16 protein-coding genes and 1 tRNA gene are annotated in these 18,192 nt (G+C 69.3%); 8 read left to right on the top strand and 9 right to left on the bottom strand.

Annotated features, from left to right (window positions below):
- Positions 1-152: 152 nt before the first annotated feature.
- From HDC34_RS12415 to HDC34_RS12405, 3 genes are read left to right on the top strand one after another with little or no spacing between them, the layout of a single operon-like run.
- Positions 153-1,784 carry a sensor histidine kinase gene (locus HDC34_RS12415; protein ID WP_179557215.1) on the top strand — a complete coding sequence of 544 codons (1,632 nt, stop codon included), beginning with the start codon at positions 153-155 and terminating at the stop codon, positions 1,782-1,784.
- Positions 1,774-2,499, top strand: coding sequence for a response regulator (locus HDC34_RS12410; RefSeq protein WP_179557214.1), 726 nt, complete (start codon positions 1,774-1,776; stop codon positions 2,497-2,499). Before HDC34_RS12415 ends, HDC34_RS12410 begins: the two co-directional genes overlap by 11 nt.
- 54 nt (positions 2,500-2,553) lie before the next feature.
- Complete coding sequence (locus tag HDC34_RS12405) at positions 2,554-3,369, top strand: sugar phosphate isomerase/epimerase (protein ID WP_179557213.1); 816 nt, start codon at positions 2,554-2,556, stop codon at positions 3,367-3,369.
- Between the two features lie 101 nt (positions 3,370-3,470).
- On the opposite strand, the gene HDC34_RS12400 is transcribed toward HDC34_RS12405, so the two are convergent.
- The 4 genes from HDC34_RS12400 to HDC34_RS12385 form a co-directional block, all read right to left on the bottom strand.
- The gene (locus HDC34_RS12400; RefSeq protein WP_179557212.1) at positions 3,471-5,693 is read right to left on the bottom strand and encodes a YhgE/Pip domain-containing protein; all 2,223 of its coding nucleotides are present in this window, start codon (positions 5,691-5,693) and stop codon (positions 3,471-3,473) included.
- The gene (locus HDC34_RS12395) at positions 5,690-8,650 is read right to left on the bottom strand and encodes an MMPL family transporter (protein ID WP_179557211.1); all 2,961 of its coding nucleotides are present in this window, start codon (positions 8,648-8,650) and stop codon (positions 5,690-5,692) included. Before HDC34_RS12395 ends, HDC34_RS12400 begins: the two co-directional genes overlap by 4 nt.
- Before the next feature lie 22 nt (positions 8,651-8,672).
- The gene (locus HDC34_RS12390; RefSeq protein ID WP_179557210.1) at positions 8,673-9,275 is read right to left on the bottom strand and encodes a TetR/AcrR family transcriptional regulator; all 603 of its coding nucleotides are present in this window, start codon (positions 9,273-9,275) and stop codon (positions 8,673-8,675) included.
- 94 nt (positions 9,276-9,369) lie between these two features.
- Positions 9,370-10,890, bottom strand: a complete 1,521-nt coding sequence (locus HDC34_RS12385) for a choice-of-anchor G family protein (protein ID WP_179557209.1) — start codon at positions 10,888-10,890, stop codon at positions 9,370-9,372.
- A 317-nt stretch (positions 10,891-11,207) separates the two neighbouring features.
- On the opposite strand from HDC34_RS12385, the gene HDC34_RS12380 reads away from it, so the two are divergent.
- Positions 11,208-11,399 carry a hypothetical protein gene (locus HDC34_RS12380; RefSeq protein ID WP_068476980.1) on the top strand — a complete coding sequence of 64 codons (192 nt, stop codon included), beginning with the start codon at positions 11,208-11,210 and terminating at the stop codon, positions 11,397-11,399.
- Between the two features lie 131 nt (positions 11,400-11,530).
- Positions 11,531-12,160, top strand: coding sequence for a hypothetical protein (locus HDC34_RS12375; RefSeq protein ID WP_179557208.1), 630 nt, complete (start codon positions 11,531-11,533; stop codon positions 12,158-12,160).
- A 94-nt stretch (positions 12,161-12,254) separates the two neighbouring features.
- Here the strand turns inward: HDC34_RS12375 and HDC34_RS12370 are convergent, their stop codons facing one another.
- Together HDC34_RS12370 and HDC34_RS12365 are read right to left on the bottom strand one after the other, a co-directional pair.
- Entirely contained in the window at positions 12,255-12,905 is a 651-nt protein-coding gene (locus HDC34_RS12370; RefSeq protein WP_104311078.1) for a vitamin K epoxide reductase family protein, read from the bottom strand.
- A 12-nt stretch (positions 12,906-12,917) separates the two neighbouring features.
- Positions 12,918-13,709, bottom strand: a complete 792-nt coding sequence (locus tag HDC34_RS12365) for a thioredoxin domain-containing protein (protein ID WP_104311077.1) — start codon at positions 13,707-13,709, stop codon at positions 12,918-12,920.
- A 143-nt stretch (positions 13,710-13,852) separates the two neighbouring features.
- Here HDC34_RS12365 and HDC34_RS12360 point away from each other — a divergent pair, with 143 nt between their 5' ends.
- Complete coding sequence (locus HDC34_RS12360) at positions 13,853-15,106, top strand: MFS transporter (RefSeq protein WP_218855264.1); 1,254 nt, start codon at positions 13,853-13,855, stop codon at positions 15,104-15,106.
- Between the two features lie 93 nt (positions 15,107-15,199).
- Here HDC34_RS12360 and HDC34_RS12355 read toward each other — a convergent pair whose 3' ends face one another.
- Both HDC34_RS12355 and HDC34_RS12350 read right to left on the bottom strand, forming a co-directional pair.
- Positions 15,200-16,507, bottom strand: coding sequence for a D-arabinono-1,4-lactone oxidase (locus HDC34_RS12355; RefSeq protein ID WP_179557206.1), 1,308 nt, complete (start codon positions 16,505-16,507; stop codon positions 15,200-15,202).
- A 170-nt stretch (positions 16,508-16,677) separates the two neighbouring features.
- Positions 16,678-16,750: transfer RNA gene (locus HDC34_RS12350), tRNA-Lys, on the bottom strand.
- Positions 16,751-16,839: 89 nt separating this feature from the next.
- Between HDC34_RS12350 and bcp the strand changes: the two genes are divergently transcribed.
- The gene (gene bcp / locus HDC34_RS12345; protein WP_179557205.1) at positions 16,840-17,319 is read left to right on the top strand and encodes a thioredoxin-dependent thiol peroxidase; all 480 of its coding nucleotides are present in this window, start codon (positions 16,840-16,842) and stop codon (positions 17,317-17,319) included.
- Here bcp and HDC34_RS12340 read toward each other — a convergent pair.
- The gene (locus HDC34_RS12340; protein ID WP_179557204.1) at positions 17,316-17,732 is read right to left on the bottom strand and encodes a hypothetical protein; all 417 of its coding nucleotides are present in this window, start codon (positions 17,730-17,732) and stop codon (positions 17,316-17,318) included. The two genes, bcp and HDC34_RS12340, sit on opposite strands and share 4 nt — an antisense overlap.
- A gap of 179 nt (positions 17,733-17,911) precedes the next feature.
- On the opposite strand from HDC34_RS12340, the gene HDC34_RS12335 reads away from it, so the two are divergent.
- Positions 17,912-18,160, top strand: a complete 249-nt coding sequence (locus HDC34_RS12335; RefSeq protein ID WP_068476994.1) for a WhiB family transcriptional regulator — start codon at positions 17,912-17,914, stop codon at positions 18,158-18,160.
- Positions 18,161-18,192: the final 32 nt, after the last annotated feature.

The following is an 18,192-nucleotide window of genomic DNA, read 5'->3' as shown; positions in this document are numbered from 1 at the left end:
CTCCGTTGAGATCCGACGCGAGCTGCGTCGGGAGCGATGGATCGAGCATCCGCTCACCGGCAGAACTGCCGCGACTTGCGTTCATACTGTTCTCACCGCGCCCGCAGCGGCGAGATCCGACGCGGCACGCTCATCGACGACGAGGAGGAACCGTGCGATTCGCAAGCTGGAGCGTTGCGACGCGCCTCTTCGTGCTGCAGTTCGTCGCGATCCTCGCGCTCACCGGGCTCGGCGTCGTCATCGTGTGGGCGGATGCGCGGCGCGAGGCGGAGGACGACGCGGCGCTGCGCAGCCTGGCGGTCGCCGAGACCATCGCCCACGACCCGTTCGTCGTCGAGCAGCTGGAGACCGACGACCCGAGCAGCACGCTGCAGCCGTACGCGATCGTCATCTCCGACTCCACGGACGTCGACTTCATCACGATCATGGACACCGACCGCGTGCGCATCACGCACCGCAACCCCGAGGAGATCGGGCGCCTGTTCCAGGGCAACATCGACACGGCGCTCGGCGGCTCGACCTTCACGGAGACCTACACGGGCACGCTCGGCCCGTCTGTCCGGGCCGTCGCCCCGATCTGGGACGACGGCGAGGTGGTCGCCCTCGTGTCGGCCGGTGTGACCGTGTCGAACGCGCACGTCGCGACGGGGTCGCGCATCGCCCTGATCCTCTGGTCGGCCCTCGGCGCTCTCCTCATCGGCGGCGCCGGAGCCTGGGCGCTCAGCCGCTACCTTCGGCGGGTGACCGACAACCGTGGCCCCGAGGACCTCGCCCGCATGTTCGCCTACTACGAGGGTGTGCTCCGGTCGATCGACGAGGGGCTCGTGCTCATCGACCCGAAGGGCAGGATCGTGCTCGCCAACGTGGTCGCCGGCGAGTACCTCGGCCTGCCGCCGTTCGACCCGCGGGCCGCCCCGGTTCCGGTCAAGGACCTGGCCGCTCCTGAGATCCTGCGAGAGGTCATGCTCCGCAGCGATGCGGTCGTCGACGAGATCGTCGTCACCGAACGGCATGTGCTCGTCGTGAACAGCGAAGCCGTCGTGACGCGCGGGCCCGGTCAGGATGCACCGCGCTCGGCCGGCACGGTCGTCACGCTGCGCGATCACTCCCGCATCGAGGAGCTCAGCGGCGAGCTCGAGACCTCGCAGACGCTCGCGGCGGCGCTCCGCTCGCAGGCGCACGAGTTCGCGAACCGGCTGCACACCATCATCGCGCTCATCGAGCTCGGCCGCCCCGAGGAGGCGATGCGGCTCGCGAGCTCGACGCTCGACGTCAGCCAGGAGCTCGCCGACCGGCTCGTGCGAGCCATCGAGGACCCCGTGCTGGTCGCGCTGCTCCTCGGCAAGTCGGCGCAGGCAGACGAGATGGATGTGCGCTTCGAGCTGCACCTGCCTGAGCGGGTTCCCGCGAGCGCCGCTGCTCGCGACCTCATCACCATCGTCGGCAACCTCATCGACAACGCACTCGACGCGGCACGCACGACGCCGGCCCCAGCCGTGCGGGTGCTCGTCGAGGAGCTCGACGGGGAGGTGCTCATCGAGGTGAGCGACAGCGGCGACGGGCCCGATCCGGAGTTCCTGGGCCGCATCTTCGACTTCGGGGTGTCCGGCAAGCCCGGCAAGGGGCGCGGGGTCGGGCTCGCGCTGGTGCGGCAGGCCGTGCGCCGGTCGGGCGGCAGTATCGAGGTCGACGGGTCGGCGTTCACGGTGTGCCTGCCGCTGCGTGCCCCGGACACAGCGCAGGCCGGGGCCTCGCGCGACTGGGAGGCCGCGAATGGACGGTGAGCGGGCGACGCAGGCGACACCACTGAACGTGCTCATCGTGGACGACGAGCCGCTGACAGCGCAGGCGCACGCCTCCTACGTGGACCGCCTGCCGGGGTTCCGCACCGTCGCCGTCGCGGGCACGGCGTCCGCCGCGCTCCTCGCGGTCCGTGCATCCGCCCACGGCGACACCGAGCGCATCGACGTCGTCCTCCTCGACATCAACATGCCGGACGCGACGGGCATCGACGTCGCGAGGCGACTCCGGGCCGAAGGTCACGACGTCGACATCATCGCCGTGACGGCCGTGCGCGAGGCGGCCACCGTCAAGCAGGCGGTCTCGCTCGGCATCGCCCACTACCTGCTCAAGCCGTTCACGTTCCAGACGTTCGCGGAGAAGCTCGAGGCGCTGCGCGAGTACCGCGCCGGTCTCTTCGACCACGTCGTCTCCAGCCAGGATGAGGTCGATCAGACACTGGCGTCCCTCCGACAGGCCACACCGCACGCGAGCCTCCCCAAGGGGCTGACGAGCGAGACCCTCGCGAGCGTCATCTCCGCGCTGCGCTCCCTCGAGGCGGGAACCGGCATCTCCGCGAAGGAGCTGTCCGAGCAGCTGGCACTCTCCCGCGTCACCGCGCGCCGCTACCTCGAGCACCTCGTCGACACCTCCGCCGCCGATCGCACCCCCAGGTACGGCACCCCGGGGCGGCCCGAGCTCGAGTACCGTCTCGCCTGAGGCGCTCCGGCCGCCGTCACCTTTCGGACAGCCGGGGGGAGTAATCTCCGGAAAATGATCACCGTCGGCATGAGCACCTCCTGCACGTTCCCCAAGTCTGTCGAGACGTCGTTCCAGATAGCCAGGGACGCGGGCTTCGACGGCATGGAGATCATGATCTCGACCGACCAGACATCTCGCAGCGTGGATGCGCTGAAGCGCCTCATCGACAAGTACCAGCTCCCGGTGCTCGCCGTGCACGCCCCCGTTCTGCTCTTCACGCAGTTCGTGTGGGGCCGCGACCAGCGCACGAAGCTGCAGCGCTCCGCCGAGCTCGCCCGCGACATCGGCGCCTCCACCGTCGTCGTCCACCCGCCATTCCGGTGGCAGTCGGGATACGCGGAGAACTTCCTCGAGATCGTCCGCGAGATCAACGCAGACACGGGCACCGAGATCGCCGTCGAGAACATGTTCCCGTGGAAGGTGTCCGGGCGGGCGCTGCAGGCGTACAAGCCCGGCATCGACCCCGTCGACATGGACTGCGACGCCATCACCCTCGACTTCTCGCACGCCGCGCTCTCGGGACGCGACTCCCTGCAGATGGCGAAGGCGGCCGGCGACCGACTGCGGCACATCCACCTCTGCGACGGCCAGGCGCCCGACGTCAACGACAAGCTCTTCGACGAGCACCTCGCGCCCGGCGAGGGAGGGCAGCCCGTCGCCGAGACGCTGCAGTACCTCGCCTCGATCGGCTGGTCGGGCCACGTCGTCGCCGAGGTGAACACACGCAAGGCGAAGAACGAGGCCGACCGACTGCGCATGCTCCGCGAGACCGTCGCGTTCGCGCACGATCACCTGCAGCTGGGCCGCCCGGTCCCCGACGAGGTCTAGCCGCCCACCCCGACTCGGGCTGGAATCCTCACTTCGTGGCGGGAAACTTCCCCCAACGAAGTGATTTCTCCATCCCGAGACGCTGCCCCGAGACGCGGGGTCTACGCGGCGACGAGCTCGCGGCGCCCTGCGGCGAGGCCGGCCACGAGTGACGGCTTCGAGCGACGCCGACGCCCGATGACGAGGCTCGCCGCCGCGAACGACACCGCGGCGATGACGAACATGCCGATGGCCGCCGTGACCACTCCGGAGGTGCTTCCTCCCGAGTAGGCGATCTGCAGCCCCGCGGCGAGGTGCGTTCCGGGGAGCAGTCCGGAGAGCATCTCGACGAACGGCGACTTCAGCTCGAGCGGCACGAGCCCCCGCATGGCGAGTACCTGGATGCTCAGGACGCCGATCGATGCGACTGCTGCTGCCCGGCGCCCCCAGAGCGTCGTGAAGAGCAGGTGCAGGCCGATGAGGGCGAGCGCGCAGAGTGCGCCGAGGCCGAGCGTCGCGAAGGCCGCGGTCACGGGCACCCCGACGAATCCGTGGGCGATCACGATGACCGCGAAGAGCACTGCGGCCAGTGGCAGGAGCATGCGCCTCGCGGCGTCGAGCAGGATGCGCCCGTTCGTCGCCATCGACGCGTAGGCCTCGGTCGGCACGAGGCGGCGCATGAGGGTCGTCGCGAGGGCGGCGAGCCAGAGCGCGAGGGGCAGGATGAGCGCGGTGAGAATCTCGCCGAAGCTCACCTCGTGCTGCATGGTCTGATTCGTCTGGACCGGGTTGGCGACGACCTCCGCGAGCGCGTCCGGATCGCCGACGGCGTTCTCCGCCTGCGCGGCACCGTCGCTCAGTCCGGTCGACAGCTGGCTCGCGCCGGAGGTGAGCTCGCCGACGCCCTCCTGGATGGGGGCGACTCCGTCGACGAGCAGCTGCTGCCCGTCGCGGAGCTGCCCGAGACCAGTGGCGAGCGCGCTCGCGCCGGTCTCGAGCTCGGTTCCGCCGGTGACGAGCTGGGATGCGCCGCTCTCGAGTTCGTCGCCCGCGGTCGCGAGGTCGGAGGCGCCCGTGGTGAGGCTGCTGGAGCCCGCTGAGAGCTGCGTGGCGCCGGTGTTGAGCTGGTCGATGCCGTCCGCCAGGGTGACGAGGCCGGTGCCGAGCGTCTTCAGGTCGTCTGCTCCGTCGGTCACGGCGGTCAGCTCGCTCGTAGCCCCGTCGAGGGTCTCGACGAGGCCGTCGACGCCGCCGGTCGTGCCGACGAGGCCCGCGATCTGGGTCTCGCATTGGGTCTTCAACGTCGGGTCGGCGAGGGCCGCGCACCAGGCGACGAGGCCGTCCGTGGAGTCGTTGAGGGCCACGAGCGCCGGCCGGATCTGCTCCTGGTAGGTGGCGGTGCCCTGCGTGACGGCGGTCGAGTATCCCTCGAGCTGTGTGCCCGCGTCCGTGAGCTGCTGTCCGCCGGTGCGGAGTCCTGGCGTCTGCGCGGCGAGCTGGCCGACGCCAGCCGCGAGCTGGTCGGCGCCGCTCGTGTACTGCGTGATGCCCGCGGAGAGCTGGTCGACGCCGCCGGTGTACTGGGTGATGCCGCTTGAGAGCTGGCTGACGCCGGAGACGTACGTGCTCACGCCGGTCGAGAGCTCGCTGGCACCGTCCGCGCTCTGCACGAGTCCGGTCGAGAGCTCGCTCTGGCCGTCGGCGAACTGGGCGAGGCCGGTGCCGAGCTGCGTGCCGCCGTCGGCGAGCTGGGATGCCCCATCGGCGGCGTCGCGGAGGGAGGTCGCGGTCTGGCCGATGCCGTCGAAGAGCTGAACGGCGACCATCTCGGTGACCTGCGTGCCGAACTGGGCGGTGAGCGCATCGGCGAGCCCGTTGGCGATGGCGGGCGAGAGGTAGTCGTGCGACTGGTCGGTGGTCACGTCGATCGTGGCGGGGGTCGCCCCCTCGTCGGCGATGCCCGTGATGCGAGCGGAGAAGTCCTCCGGGATGGTGACGACCACGTACGCCGAGCCGTCTTCGAGTGCCGCCGCCGCGGTGTCGGCGTTGGCGAGCTGCCAGTCGAAGCCGGTCGCCGTGTCGGGATCGGTGAGCGCGCTGACGACGAGCCGGCCCGCGATGACGGTTGTCTCGGTGCCGTCCGGCGCGGTCTGGGTCTGGAGCTGGTCGTTGTTCACGATCATGGCGGGGATCGCGGAGGTGCGGGCCTCTGCGCCGGCGAGGCCGGCGAAGTAGGCGCCGGCGACGACGAGGGGCACGAGGATTGCGACGAGCAGGTTGCGCAGGCGCCGCCGGCGCAGCGCCCCGCGGTCGGCCGTGACGGCGTGGAGGACGGCGGCGCTCATGCGAGTGCTCCCTTGTGCGTGCTGGTTGCGGCGTGCGTGGATGTGGATGCGTCGGCGGATGCGCCCGGCGCGGCGTCGAGGCGGATGCGCCCAGCGGGACGTCGAACCTTGCCGATGATTGCGGCGGGGTCGAGTCCGCTGGGGAGTCCGAGCACGATGGTCGTGTCGGGTGAGGCGAGCGTGCTCACCTCCGCGAGGAGGGAGGAGGCGAGGCGGGTTGCCACCTCGGGTTCGGCTCCTGGGCCGAGATCGACGATCAGGACCTCGGGGTCCTCCGCGAGCGCGATGCGCGCCAAGGCGACGCCTCTCGATGCGGGCCGGAGCTCGCCGAGGTTCGTGCCGGCCTGCACGCGGGGCGAGCCGTCGCGGAGTCTGGCCGCGGCTGCTGAGACCTCGGCGACGCCCTGGTCGACGAGTGCGGCTGGCACCGGTCCCCCGGTGGCTCCGCGTCCGAGGCGCAGCCGCTCTTCGAGGAGGGCACCCACGGTGAGCTCCGCCGACCTGGCGTCGAGCGTCGAGGCGTCCACGACGGCGACGCGTCGCATGAGGGCGCTCTCGTCGCCGGGCGTGAGGTGCCCGTGCGCGTGGGCGTGCCCGGCGACGGGTTCGATGCGTCCCGCGAGGGTGGCCGCGAGGAGCCGCCGCTCGGCGAGCTGTCCCTCCACGAGCAGCACACCGCCGCGCTCGATGCCACCTGTCACGGGGCGCGTGGCCGTCGTCTCGGTTCCGGCCACGAGCTCGCCCATGGCGATGCCGTCTGGCTGCTCGCGCATCCACTCGACGTTCTGGCGGTAGTGGCGAAGGTGCTCGCCCTCGACGTCGAGGTCGGGGAGGATGCGGTCGAGCCAGGCTGGGAGGGCCCAGGCGCGCTTGCCGAGCATCGCCATGATGGCGGGCACCAGCGTCATCCGCACGAGGAAGGCGTCGAAGAAGATGCCGGCGGCGAGCCCGAGGGCGATGGCCTTGATGACGCCGGCTCCCTCGGGCACGAAGGCCGCGAAGACGAAGAACATGATGAGCGCGGCCGCGGTGACGACGCGTGCGCCGTTCGCGAAGCCCGTCTCGACGGCGTTCCGCGCGTCGCCGCTGCGCACGTACGCCTCGCGCATGCCGGAGACGAGGAAGACCTCGTAGTCCATGGCCAGCCCGAAGATGATGGCCATGAGCAGGATGGGCATAAAGCTGATGATGGGGCCGGGCACGACGTGCAGTGCGTCGGCGAACCACCCCCACTGGAAGATCGCGACGACGACGCCGAAGGCGGCGAACACGCTCAGGAGGAAGCTCAGGGCCGCCTTGAGCGGGACGAGGATCGAGCGGAACACCATCGTGAGCAGGAAGAAGCTGAGCCCGACGACCACGGCCGCGAACGGCAGGAGCGCCTGGTTGAGGCGGTCGGAGATGTCGAGCGCGATGGCGGTCGCACCGGTCACGGAGGTCGCCATGCCGGTCTCAGCTTCGAGCTCGTCGCCGAGGTCGCGGATCTCGCCGACGACTCGGAGCGTCTCGTCGTCGTCCGGGCCCGTCGAGGGCACGACCTGGATGATCGCGGAGTCCACGGTCGTGTTGGGCAGCGGGTCGCCGACGGTGTCGACCCCGTCGACGTCCGCGACGCGGTCGGCGATGAGCTGCAGGTCGTCCAGGAGGGTCTCGTTGTCACCCTGCGTGATGTCGACCATCACGATGAGTGGCCCGTTGGCGCCTGGTCCGAAGTGCTCTGCGACGAGGTCGTAGCCGATGTGCGCCACGCTGTCTTCCGGCTCGGATGCGCCGGACGGGAGCGCGAGCTTGAGGTCGAGTGCCGGGATCGCGAGCGTGCCGAGGATGGCGATGACGGCGAGTGCGAACGGGAGCGGCGCCTTCATGACGAGCCGCACCCAGCGGCGGCCCATCGTCGGCTTCGCATCTGCGCCGGTCTCGCGACGGAACGCGCGCGAGCCGGCCTTGGGGCGCATCCGCTCGCCCGCAAAGCCGAGCAGCGCGGGGACGAGGGTGATGACGGCCGCCATGGCGGTGAAGACGGCGGCAGCCGCGGCTATGCCCATGACGCTGAGGAACGGGATGCCGACGATCACGAGGCCGAGCAGCGCGATCATGACGGTCACTCCGGCGAAGACGACGGCGTTGCCTGCCGTGCCGACGGCGGTCGCCGTCGATTCCTCGGCGTCCATGCCGTTCGCGAGCTGCGTTCGGTGGCGCGAGACGACGAAGAGTGCGTAGTCGATGCCGACGGCGAGGCCGATCATGACGGCGAGCAGGGGGGTGGCGCTCGAGACGACCACGAACTTCGCGGCGAAGAGGATGCCGCCCATGGTCACGCCGACCCCCACGATGGCGGATACGAGCGGGAGCCCTGCGGCGAGCACCGACCCGAACGCCACGAGGAGCACGATCGCCGCGAACACGACGCCGACGATCTCGGTCGGCGTGAGCCCGTACTCGAGGTTCTGGAAGATCTGCCCATCGAACCCGACTTGGAGTCCGGAGTCCTCGAGCGATGTGCCTGCCTCAGTGACGTCGGCGATCAGCTCGTCGCTGATGTCCTCGCTCGTTCCGTCGAACTGGACGCGGATGATGCCTGCCTCGGCGGCGTCCGACACGGCGTCGGTCGCGTACTCCGAGAAGGGAGAGAGGGCCTGGCTGACGCCGTCGAGCTCGCCGATGCGCTCGGATGCGGCGTCGATGGCGCTCCGGTACGGCTCGTCGTCGACGGAGTCGCCCGCGGGAGTCACGACGACGACGCTGGCGCTGGCACCGGCTGCTTCGGGGAACACCTCGCCGAGGCGGTCGAGCGCCGCCTGCGACTGCGTGCCCGGAATCGCGAAGGACTCCTTGAGGGTTCCGCCCGCGGCGACGCCGACGCCGAGGGCGACCGCGAGCAGCAGGAGCCAGGCGGAGAGCACACGCCATGGGTGGCGGTATGAGCCGCGGGAGATGCGGAAGAGGAGAAGGGCCATGAGTGCGGTGTCTGCCTGTCGACTAGCGGCGCGTGGCCGAGATGAAGGTGAGCGCGTCGACGAGCTCGTCGCGTGTCGGCTCCTGCGTCCGCGCCTCGCCTGGGATGTTCTCGTTGGCGAGGCAGTAGGTGACGCCCGCGAGGCCGATGGCGATGCGCAGCGCACGGTCCGGGTCGTCCTCCGACAACGCCGCGACGAGTCGTTCGATGATGGGGTCGACTCGGGTCGCGATGAACTCGCCAGCACCGGTGCTGCGGTGGTTCACGAACATGTGCACGGCCAGGCGGTGCTGGAGGAGGAAGTCGACGAAGGGGCCGACGAGGCGCCTGTCCTCGGTGCCGATGTCGAGGTCCTGCAGGGAGTCGACGAGCTCTTCGAACGCGCCGAGGGCCTCGAGCACGGCCTGCTCGAAGAGGCCCTGCTTGGAACCGAAGTGGTAGAGCAGGTTGGCCTTCGTGTACCCGGCCTTGCTTGCGATCTCCTGCAGCGAGGCGCCCTCGTAGCCGTGCGCGGCGAATTCGACGAGGGCAGCCTGCTTGAGCAGGTCGGTCGGATGCTGGCGGGACGCCGATCGAGGATGCTCGGGCTGCGTGGGCTCGGGATTCGGCTGCGGTTGCTCGGTCACGCGAGCAGTCTATTGACCGAACGGTCAGAGTTCAACCGATCGGTCAGGATGCGCGAGCGGGGCGCATCCTGACCGGTCAGCTCACCCCCGCGGTTCAGGCGCGGGGCACGTTGGGGCCGGCGACCGCATGACCGATGGAGAGGGCCAGCAGCGAAGCCGCGCCGATCACGCCGACGTGGAGCGCGGTGACCTCGAACTGGCCTGGCACCGTCGACGCGGAGGGCAGCGAACCGGGGAGGTGGTTCTGCGCGTTGACGGTGAGGGCGAGCACATCGCTGAGCAGGAGGAGCGCGGCAGAGAGGAGGTCAGTGATGGCCGTGAGCTCGACCGAGAGGACCCCTGCTGGGTCGAGGAGCGCCTCGAGCGCCGCCTCGACGCTCCCCGCGACCGCGACCATGACACCGCCCATGAGCCCGCCGAGGAGCCGGTCGGTGAGCCTGTTGCCGGTGGTGAAGGTCGCCGTGCCGCTCGCGAACTGCGCGAGCGTGCCGGAGAGCTTCAGAGAACCCGTCGTCACGGTGATGGCCACGCTCGACGCAAGCCGAGCGAGCAGTGCCGAGACCCACTGGTCCAGGATCGTCGAGACGGCCGACACCGGGACCCCTGAGGCGAAGAGCGCCGTGTTCGGTGCAAGCCCGTTGAGCCACCCCGGCGTGCCCGCGACGTAGGGCCCTCCGAAGAGGGTCGAGAGGTCGAGCGAGACCATCCCGGCCTCGGCATCCAGCGTCAGCGCGGCCGAGCCGTCGCCGGGCAGGGGCTGCAGGAGCGCGTCAGCGGCGATCGACACGGACACCGATATGTTGGCGGCGTCGAAGATCCCGCCAAGCAACGGTATCGACGAGAGCGGCCCCAGGATTCGCGACGTGTCGACGGCGAGGGTCGGCAGACCGGCCGTGAGCGCGGAGACGAGCGCGCCGGCCGCTGGCGTGGAGAGCTCGAGCGCAAGATGGCTCATGAGGTACTGACGCAAGGCGACCGGTTCGGCGCACGGATCCGCGATCTCACTGCGAGCGCCGACGGCGCCGACGACAAGAGCGACATCGGAGACCGCACCGACGAGATCCGCCGCGGGGGCGCCCGCCAGGTTCTCGAGCAGGCCCTTCAGCTCGACGCGCGCGAGATCGGGTGCGGCGTAGGGATCGGGATTGAGGGTGATGCTGCCGCTGTCCGACACGGCGCCGACCGCGCCGAGGGAACCACCGTCACGGTTCGCGCGCGCGAACTGGTGGACGACGCCGAGGTTCGCATCGGCGAGCGTGAGGATTCCGCTGAGCACAGCGGCGGCTCCGCTGAGCGGGGCGAGAGTGGCGGGCCCTGCCACCGTGACGATCGGCGGGGACCCGGCACTGTTGCTCGCCGGCGAGCCGGTGAGACCCGTGACCGCGTTCAATGACACACCGGCGAGCGACCCGTGGAGCAGGCGCGCTCCCGCACGCGTGCTGTACAGGCCGGACGGGGACTGACACGTCGACGCGGCGGCGAGTGGAGCCGCGGTCGCCGCCAGGAGCACGGGCGCGATCCAGGCGGTGCTGGCGAGCACCCCTCGCCGGGTGAGCCCGGCTTGCTTGTCGGGGTTGGAGTCCATGCGGGTTCTGGGCAGGGAGGGAGGGTTCATCGATGAGACCTTGCGTCAGGGGACACAGCTGCACCGGGGTGTGCAGTTGCCGACATCACTCGCGCATTCGCGCGGATGATGAATGCACGCTAACTTGGCCCGGACCAATTCCACCAGCCGACGACGGCCGGAACACCTCTCGACGCCACGAATACGAGAATGTCCCGCCGCTCAGCCGTGGCACCCCACCTCCGCACAGCGTCGAGATCGCATCCACACTTCATCGGATGGCCAGACGACACCGCTACCCTGACGACGTCAATCAGAACGCTGGCGGCATCACAACGACGCGGCCCCGGCACAAGGGAGCGGAACCCATGCGCAAATTCCTCACCAACGGCGCGATCCTGTCCTCGGTCTTCGGCATCGTGGGTGTCGTCCGACAGACCTCGATGGAGACCAAGCGCTGGCGAGCAGTGCTCGTCTGGCTGGCCTGGGGCATCTCCACGGCCCTGGCGATCAGCGCCGTCATGGACGACGCGAACCAGAAGAAGCTAGAGCTCGACTAACAATCCGAGCGTCGTGCGGCGTGTCTGTCGACACGCCGCACGAACGCCGTGAGACTAGTGCTGTCTCAATCCGCGGCAGAAGACCTGTCCCGGTTCACGAGCTCACAATCCAGGTGCAGAAAGGGGACTCCGTGTTCGGTTGGTTCCGCAAGCGGCGACACCCCGAGGGTGAAGCCACGTCGATCGCAGATTCGACGCAGCCCACCGCCCAGCAGACGGCCACGACGCTGCCGTCGCTCCCCCAGCATCAGATGGGTGCCATCCCGGCCCCTATCCCCGCTGCATCCGCACCGTCGGCACGCCCGGCCATGCCCCTGGGCGGCCACCCCAACTTCTCCGGCCTCGAGCGCCCGGGAAGCGAGCTGGAGCCACCGCGCCTGCTCGAGCCCAGCGCGATCATGAGCGACGAGGCCCGCGAGGAGCTCACCCTCCTCCTCGACGACATGTTCGGGGCCGAAGGCCGCTACCGCCTCGAGTGGCGCCCAGACCGCGAGCCGGGCGACGACGCCATGTTCTCCGAGATCATGGTCGCCGACCTCGTGCGCCGCATCCAGAACACACTGGGAACCGTCGCAGCGCTGGAAGCAGGCGACGAAGCGCCGGTGCGCCTCGCTCCTGCGAGCGAAGCGGAACGCCAGAAGGCTATCGAGTCGTTCCTCAAGCCCGAGGAGTCGCTTGAGGACCTCGTCGAGACGGTGACCCCTCGCCCGGCTGACCTCGCAGCGCGAGCATCCCTGGCCGAAGAGCGCAAGATCGCCTGAGCCTCTCTCCACGCGCGCACAGCACTGAGCAGCGCGTAACGAAGAACCCCGGTCCGTGTTCGGACCGGGGTTCTTCGTTACGCGCTGCGTGCGCCTAGATGGCGAAGTACGGGAGGAGCCCCGCGAAGACGACCGCGACGACGACCAGGTACCAGACGATGATGATCGTCACGAGGAACGGTGCGAGCTTCTCCCCCACTCGCTTCGCGCCGGCACCCAGGTGCCCGTGCACGAGGTTGAAGATCGTCCCCGTAGAGACGAGAGGGATGGTCGCCGCCCAGATGATCATGCACCAGAGGCACAGGCGCGCGAGCTCGAAGGCGCTGTACCACTGCAGGTAGCTGACGAGCGCCGCGGCGCCCACCAGACCGACCTGGAAGGCGACCCAGAACCAGCGACGGTAGCTCGCACCCGCGAAGATGCCAGCTCCGATCGCGACCGTCACGGCGAACGTCACGAGGCCGATGATGATGTTCGGGAAGCCGAGGATCGCACCAGCTGAGGACTGCATGGCCGGACCGCACGTGACGAAGATGCTCAGATCGCAGACCAGCGCCTCGTTCGGCGCCTGCAGCTTGTGGATGTACTCCACGGTGAGGAAGAAGCTCGCGAGGAGCCCCACGCCGCCGAAGACGACAAGCGCCCACGCAACGTTCCGCGGCGTGCGCACGAGCCAGGGCAGGCGGGAGACGCCGCCCTGCTCGTCCGCCGCGCCGGCCTCTGCCGTCTCAGGGGAGCTCGTCATCGTGCGCCGCCGCTACTCGCCGGCGTTCGCGGTGCCGGCGAGCGCCATGAGCGTCTCGACGGTCGGGGGCGTCTGCTGCAGTTCGCCGTCGACGAAGATGCTCGGGGTTCCCGAGACGCCGGCCTCGCGCGACGCAGCCGTGTTCGCGGCGGCCCACCCCGAGAATTCGCCGTTGGTGGCCGCGGCGAGGGCTTCTTCGTTCGTCACACCGAGCTGGCTCAGCGCCGATGCGTAGTCAGCGGGACCCCAGCTGGTCTGCGTCTGGCCTGGGATTCCGAACAGGCCGTCGTGGACCTCGAAGAACGCGGACGGCTGGTAGGCGACGGTGGAGGCGATCGCCGCGGCGGCCTCAGCACCGTACGGGGCCACGATGTTGATCGCGTGGTAGGTCACCTGGGCGTCACCTGCGGCGACGAGATCGTTGTAGACCGCCCCAGTCTGCTCGTGGTAGTCCACGCAGTGGGGGCACGAGTAGTCGTAGTAGTAGTCGATCTTGACGGGGGCATCCGCTGCACCGACGACGATCGCCGAGTTGTCGACGACCTCGATGGGCTGCTCGACACTCGAACCGTCGAGGCGCTGCACCGCCACCGTGCCATCGGCGGTCAGCTCGATCTTCTTGCCGAACCAGGTCGAGCCGAAGACGGCAAGCAGCACGATCGCGCCGAGCACGACGACGGCCCCGACGATGATGCCCACCTGCGTGAGCACGCGACCGCGCCGGGCGCGCGCCTCCTCCTGCTTGCGGATGGCGTTCGCCTCCTCGCGAAGCTTCTGAATGTGTTCGCGGTTCTTGTCTGCCATTGCGGCTCTCCTCGGGTTCGACGACCGGCGTCATTGTACGTGAGATCATTTTGTGACCTTCACATACATACTTGCGGCCACAACTATTACATTGTGCACCCCGCACATCCGACCACCCCCAGGGAGCAGCCACCGTGAGTTCCATGTTCCGGTCGCTCGGCGAACGGAACTACCGCATCTGGTTCGCGGGGTCCCTGACCTCCAACGTCGGCACGTGGATGCAGCGCACAGCGCAGGCCTGGATCGTGCTCACCGAGCTCACCGACAACGACGCCACCGCGCTTGGCGTCGTCATGGCCCTGCAGTTCGGCCCGCAGCTGCTGCTGGCGCCGTACGCCGGCGTCATCGCCGACCGCTTCTCGAAGCGGAAGGTGCTCATCTGGACGCAGTCGGTCATGGCCGTGCTCGCCCTCGCGCTCGGCGCCATCGTGACGGCGGGCGCCGCGGAGCTCTGGCACGTCTACGTCTTCGCACTGCTGCTCGGCTGCGCGGCCTCCCTGGACGCGCCAGCGCGCCAGGCGTTCGTCTCCGAGGTGGTGGGCCTCAAGCTGCTCTCGAACGCCGTAGCCCTCAACTCGGCGTCGTTCAACGGCGCCCGGATGCTGGGGCCGGCCGTCGCCGGAGTCCTCACGGTCCTCATCGGCGCGGGCCCCGTGATCCTCGTCAACGCGCTCACGTACCTCGCGACCATCGCGGCCCTTCTGGCCATGCGCGGCTCGGATCTGCTCCCCGCTCCCCCGTCGAAACGCGGCCGCGGGCAGATCCGCGAGGGCATCCGCTACGTCGCGAGGCGCCCGGACATCGTCGCGGTCCTGGTCCTGGTCTTCCTCCTCGGCACCTTCGGCCTGAACTTCCCCATCTACACGGCGACCATGACGACCATGGAGTTCGGTGGCGGCGCGGATAGCTTCGGCCTGCTCTCCTCGATCCTCGCCATCGGCTCGCTCGGGGGCGCGTTGCTGGCCGCGAAGCGCGAGCGAGCCCGGTTCCGTGTCCTGCTGTCGTCGAGCGTGTTCTTCGCGCTCAGCTGCCTGGCAGCCGCCCTGGCGCCGACGTTCTGGCTGTTCGCCGTGGCCCTCATCCCCATCGGCTTCACCTCGCTCAGCGCGATCACCACGGCCAACGCCCTCGTCCAGGGAAGCGTCGAGCCCTCCATGCGCGGGCGGGTCCTCTCGCTGTACATGGCGATCTTCCTCGGCGGGACGCCCGTCGGTGCCCCCGTCATGGGGTGGATCGTCGAACTGTTCGGGCCGCGCGCGGCGCTCCTCGTCGGCGGCGCATCCGGTGCCGTCGGGGCGATGCTCGCCGCCTGGATCCTGCACCGGGCCGGAGCGTTCAGGTGGCGTGACCGCCCCTGGCGCAACCTGGACGACCCGCGAGCCGACGAGCCCCTGTAGGCGTCCGCGCTTCGACGCGCATCCGCTCATCACGCTCGACGAGCGTCGGCACGGGCCAGCAGACGACTCAGGCCCCGCTCGAACGCGGTCGACTCAGTGCGCCCCGAGGACGCGCTTGAGGTGTGCGTTGTCGAACACGCCCTCCGGATCCAGTCGTTCGCGCGCCGTGTGGAAATCGCCGAAACGCGTGATGACGTGCTTGAACTCCTCCGCACGCACCGTGTGGAAGCTGCCCCAATGCGGGAGGCCGCCAAGGCTCAGGAAGAGGTCCTCGGCAGCGGTGAAGATCGCGCGCGCGTCGAGCGTGGACGGCACGCGCACCGTGATGTTCCCGACAGCCCTGCCGTATGCGTTGGACAGGAACGCGTCGTCGGCGGCAGTCGTCGAGATGCGAACGGCGTAGGGGAGGTTGAGGTGCGCTCGCTCGAGGGTCTCGTCGAGCGCACGCAGCACCTCTGGGGTCTCGGCGATGGGGAACGAGTACTCGAGTGACGCGAAGCGCACCGGGGCGGGCTCCGCGAGCGCTCGCATGGGCCCCAGGGTCGACTCGCCGACCGGATGCACGCGGTTCGCGAGCTTGTTCACCGCGGGGGTGAGCAACGGCAGCGACTTCGACAGGCCGATGGCGAGCATCTCGCCGAGCGCGCCGAAGGATGCGGAACGGCGTGAGGGCGTCGGCTCGTCGGCGATCTCGCCGGATTCGCGGAACCCCTGCGTCACGAACACCTCATCGGTGTGCGGCCGCCAGCTCGCCGAGAAGTGGTCAGCGCCTGAGGCGAGCACAGCGAACTCGTCGACGAGTTCGCTCATGCGCATCTGCTCCTCAGAGGTGCGGATGCGGTAGCCGGGCACGATGCGGAACACGAGCTCCGTGAAGATGCCGAGCGCGCCGAGGCTGAGCTTCACCGAAGGCCACAGCTCGAGGTCCTGGTGGGCGCTCACCGTGACGAGCTCGCCGGTCCCGGAGACGAGCGTCGCGGAGACGAGCTGCGATGACAGACTCGCGAAACGAGCACCAGTGCCATGGCTGCCCGTGGCGATCGCGCCTCCGAGAGTCACGGCGGGGTTGTTCGGGATGTTCTGCAGCTGCCATCCGTAGGTCTCGAGCAGGGCCCCGGCCTCGGCGATCGTCGTGCCGGCACCGAATGACGCCTCATGGCTGTCGAGGTCGATCCAGTTCATGCCGCGGAGGCCTCGGGCGTCGAGGAGGATGTCCGGGGCCGCGGCCAGCGCATTCGAGGTGTGGCTCGCACCGACGGGACGCACGTGCCTGCCCCTGCTGTAGGCCTCGGCGACGACCTGCTGGACCTCGAGCGCAGTCCTGGGAGCAACGATGCTCGACGGGTTCGCGCGTGCGGTCCGCGGCCAGTTCGCCCAAAGTTCTCCGGGTGCAATCGTCACGGAATCCGCCTCCTCGTCGTCGGCGCGTTGCGCGCCAAGCCAGTGCATGCCCATTGTGCCAGCACCGCGCCTCCGAGAACGGCAGACCGGTGCCCTCCCAGCCCGAAGAGAGCCTCCCTCGAGGATGCAAGAAGGCCCGGTAGCTGGCGAGAGCTACCGGGCCTATCTCGTACACCCCCTCGGACTTGAACCGAGAACCCATTGATTAAGAGTCAATTGCTCTGCCAATTGAGCTAGAGGTGCGCGTCGTTCCGTTTCCGTGGCGACCAAGAGAGAATAGCACTGTTTTGAACTCGAAGTCCAATCGGCCGCGACATGCCACGATTGAGGCCATGACGACCTCCACTCCGACCCGCCTCGAGCCGGGCGCAGACGCTCCGGACTTCACCCTCACAGATCAGGACGGCCACGCCGTCTCCCTCTCCGACTACCGCGGCAAGCGCGTCATCCTCTACACGTACCCCGAGGCATTCACCCCTGGATGCACGGCTGAGGCGTGCGACTTCCGCGAGAGCGATGCCCCCCTTCGCGCCGCCGGGTACACGATCCTCGGCATCTCGTCGGACGACCCGGAGAAGCTGGCCGAGTTCCGCGACGCCGAGCACCTGGACTTCACGCTCCTGAGCGACGCCGACCACGCCGTGCAGACCGCCTACGGCGCCTACGGAGAACGCAACAAGTACGGTCGCGTCGCCGTGGGCCCCATCCGCTCGACCTTCGTGATCGACGAGCACGGCAAGATCACCGAGGCCCTTTACAACGTTCGCGCCGCGGGCCACGTCGCCCGGATCCTGAAGCTGCTCGGGGTCTAGCCCCTCGCTTCCACCTCGTCGTCGTCGCGGCGCAGTGCACGGCCCGTCGCCGGATGCACGGCCGCGACGATGCCGAGCAGGCTGATGGCGACGAGCACCCAGCCGGCCCAGACGGCCAGGTCGCCCTGGAGGAACACCCAGGCGACTGCCAGCTGCATGATCTGCCAGGTGATGGCAGCCCCGCGGACCCAGGCGCGCAGACGCAGCGTCGACACGGCCACGAGCGCAAGGAGCACGCCCCCCAGAAGCGCGAGCCCAGCAAGCGCAAGGGATGAGGCGAGGAACTTGGCCTCCTGCGCGGCGGTCTCCACGACGAGGAATGCCGTCACGGCGGCGAGGATCGCGGCCTCCACGCCGAGCACGCCGGCAAGCAGAACGACGGTGACCGGGCGCTTGGTCGTGCCTGGGCTCACGAATTACCCCTTGCCTGGAAAATGACGCTGTGGCAAAATCTTTCTCTAGGTAGAGATACCCGGAGGAATGCAAGATCGAGGCCAAGTCTATAGGCCAGTCACCGCATCCCGGGTTCACGAACTTCGCTCCCAGCGGAGCGTTTTTGTGCGCGAGGCGCACTCGATAAGGAGCACCACTGATGGATTGGCGCGATACTGCCGCCTGCTTGGACGCAGACCCCGAGCTCTTCTTCCCGGTCGGGAACACCGGCCCCGCTGTCGACCAGATCGACGCAGCGAAGGCCGTTTGCGCTTCCTGCAAGGTGACCGAGGTGTGCCTTCAGTACGCACTCGACACCGGTCAGGATTCCGGCGTCTGGGGAGGCCTCTCCGAAGACGAGCGACGTGCACTCAAGCGTCGCGCTGCACGAGCGCGACGCGCGTCCTGAGCAGCAGACAACCCGCGGTCTGACCGCGGATC

The organism is Pseudoclavibacter sp. JAI123 (assembly GCF_013409665.1).
GTDB lineage: Bacteria > Actinomycetota > Actinomycetes > Actinomycetales > Microbacteriaceae > Pseudoclavibacter.
Note: the sequence above shows the minus strand (reverse complement) of the source record. Positions and strands in the feature narration are given on the sequence as shown.